Annotated in this window: 2 protein-coding genes; one reads left to right on the forward strand and one right to left on the reverse strand. The window is 59.3% G+C overall.

Annotated features, from left to right (window positions below):
- Positions 1-155 precede the first annotated feature (155 nt).
- The gene (locus N181_RS08795) at positions 156-905 is read left to right on the forward strand and encodes a type IV toxin-antitoxin system AbiEi family antitoxin (protein ID WP_060563338.1); all 750 of its coding nucleotides are present in this window, start codon (positions 156-158) and stop codon (positions 903-905) included.
- A 143-nt stretch (positions 906-1,048) separates the two neighbouring features.
- On the opposite strand, the gene N181_RS08800 is transcribed toward N181_RS08795, so the two are convergent.
- On the reverse strand, positions 1,049-1,534 hold the full coding sequence (locus N181_RS08800) for a transposase (RefSeq protein ID WP_060563336.1): 486 nt from the start codon (positions 1,532-1,534) through the stop codon (positions 1,049-1,051).
- Between the last annotated feature and the right edge of the window lie 228 nt (positions 1,535-1,762).

Raw genomic sequence — 1,762 nt, forward strand, 5'->3', positions numbered from 1 at the left:
GGATGTATCTTCGTCGTCAAGACAGATAATTGCGAGGCCGAACGGAAAGATGGCCGTTGACGATCCTGCTGAGGACGTCGACCAGCGGTTTCACCCCTTACGAGCCCCTTGTTCTGTTTTATTTTCCAGCATACAGAGGTACTAGGAGTACCGTGATGCGCTCAAAAATAAACCGTCTGCCTGATATGATTCCCCGCGGTACGGTCGCCCTGTCGCAGTGGCTGATCTGCAAAGGTTATAGCCACGACCTTCAGAAGCGTTATCGAGGGAGCCACTGGCTGACCTCGATCGGCAACGGGGCGATGATCCGCTCTGGCGACAAGGTTGGATACGAGGGCGCGGTCTACGCCCTTCAAGAGCAGCTGGCAGCTTCCATCCATCCGGGCGGCCGAACTGCCCTGTCACTCCATGGCAAGGCCCATTACCTTGAACTGGGGCGGCCAAGGGTTTGTCTTTTCGGACAACCGGGTGAAAGGCTGCCTACCTGGTTCAGGCAACATGGATGGGGTGCGGACGTCGAGTATCATCGGACAAATCTCCTGCCCGCTGGTGCGGGCGTGGGTACGGTGGAGCTCAGCGGCTTCTCAATCAAAGCATCGAAGCCGACGCGCGCCCTGATGGAGTGTCTGTACCTTGCGACGGACGAGTCCTCGTATGTCGAATGCGGGCAGCTCATGGAAGGCCTCAACAATGTCCGGCCGGCTCAGGTTCAGAAGCTGCTCGAGGCCTGCACATCCGTGAAGGTGAAGCGCATGTTCCTGTATCTCGCAGAACTCGCAGGACACCAATGGGCGAACCATCTCAATCATAACCGCATCGATTTGGGTTCGGGCAAGCGGTCTCTGGTGAAGGGGGGCGCTTACGTGGCGCGATACGACATCACCGTACCAAGAACATTGGCGTAAGAGCGGCTCGTCAAAGACTCTCCCCGAACGTCGATACGGTGTTACGAGGTCTACCGCCAATCACGTGGGATCACATGCGCGGCGACAACATCATCACGTTTGAACGACGAAAATCAAAGCAGGAGCAACGGCGTCGTCCGTCGTCACCTGGCCTCGGTGGAGCTGTGAGATAGCGTGACAAAAAGCAGTCTAAAGCTGCCTTCGTCATCGCATGCGTAGGAACCATGCTCGTCGGCGGCGAGCACTGAACGCGGCTCCACATGGTCGCGAACGGCCGCCCAGGCATCCCTTGCGTTCTCGTCGCGGACGACGCGGGTGCGAGTGCGGTTCGGCGCGTCCTTGTTGTGTTCGCGCAACGGGAGGACGCAGAGTTGCTTGCCGTTCTGGTTCTCCGTCAGGCGGCGGTCGATGCGGTCCTCCTTCCGGTTCTCGGGCTTGATGTGGCCGCCGACGTACTTTCCGTCGATCTGTCCCGAACCCCACAGCTTCATCTTCGCGCGGCGAAGGCCGATCGCCTCCCTGATCTTCGCCAGCAGCACCCAGGCGGTCTTGTACTCGACGCCGAGCTTGCGGGTGAGGTGCAGGGCGGCGATGCACTTGACGGCCGTGACATCCCCCCAGATCGCCATGAGAGCTTGCGCGAGTGGAACACGGTACCTGACGTCACCGAGAATTCGCGCATGCAGGCGTGCGATACCTCTGAGGCGGAGGGATAAACACCAGCTTCTGGCCAAATTGCATCGCCTGGCCCCGTCCGGCGTGTCGACCCCAATAGGTCACTCGGTGAGCGAGAACTTTATTTGCAGGGCAGTGCAGCGCGACAACCAAGATGAGACGAAGCGTCAATCAAGATGAGA

The sequence above is a fragment of the Sinorhizobium fredii USDA 205 genome, assembly GCF_001461695.1.
Taxonomy (GTDB): domain Bacteria; phylum Pseudomonadota; class Alphaproteobacteria; order Rhizobiales; family Rhizobiaceae; genus Sinorhizobium; species Sinorhizobium fredii.

Coding starts and splice junctions, on each gene's coding strand:
- N181_RS08800 (WP_060563336.1), bottom strand. CDS start 1,534: ATGGCGATCTGGGGGGATGTCACGGCCGTCAAGTGCATCGCCGCCCTG.
- N181_RS08795 (WP_060563338.1), top strand. CDS start 156: ATGCGCTCAAAAATAAACCGTCTGCCTGATATGATTCCCCGCGGTACG.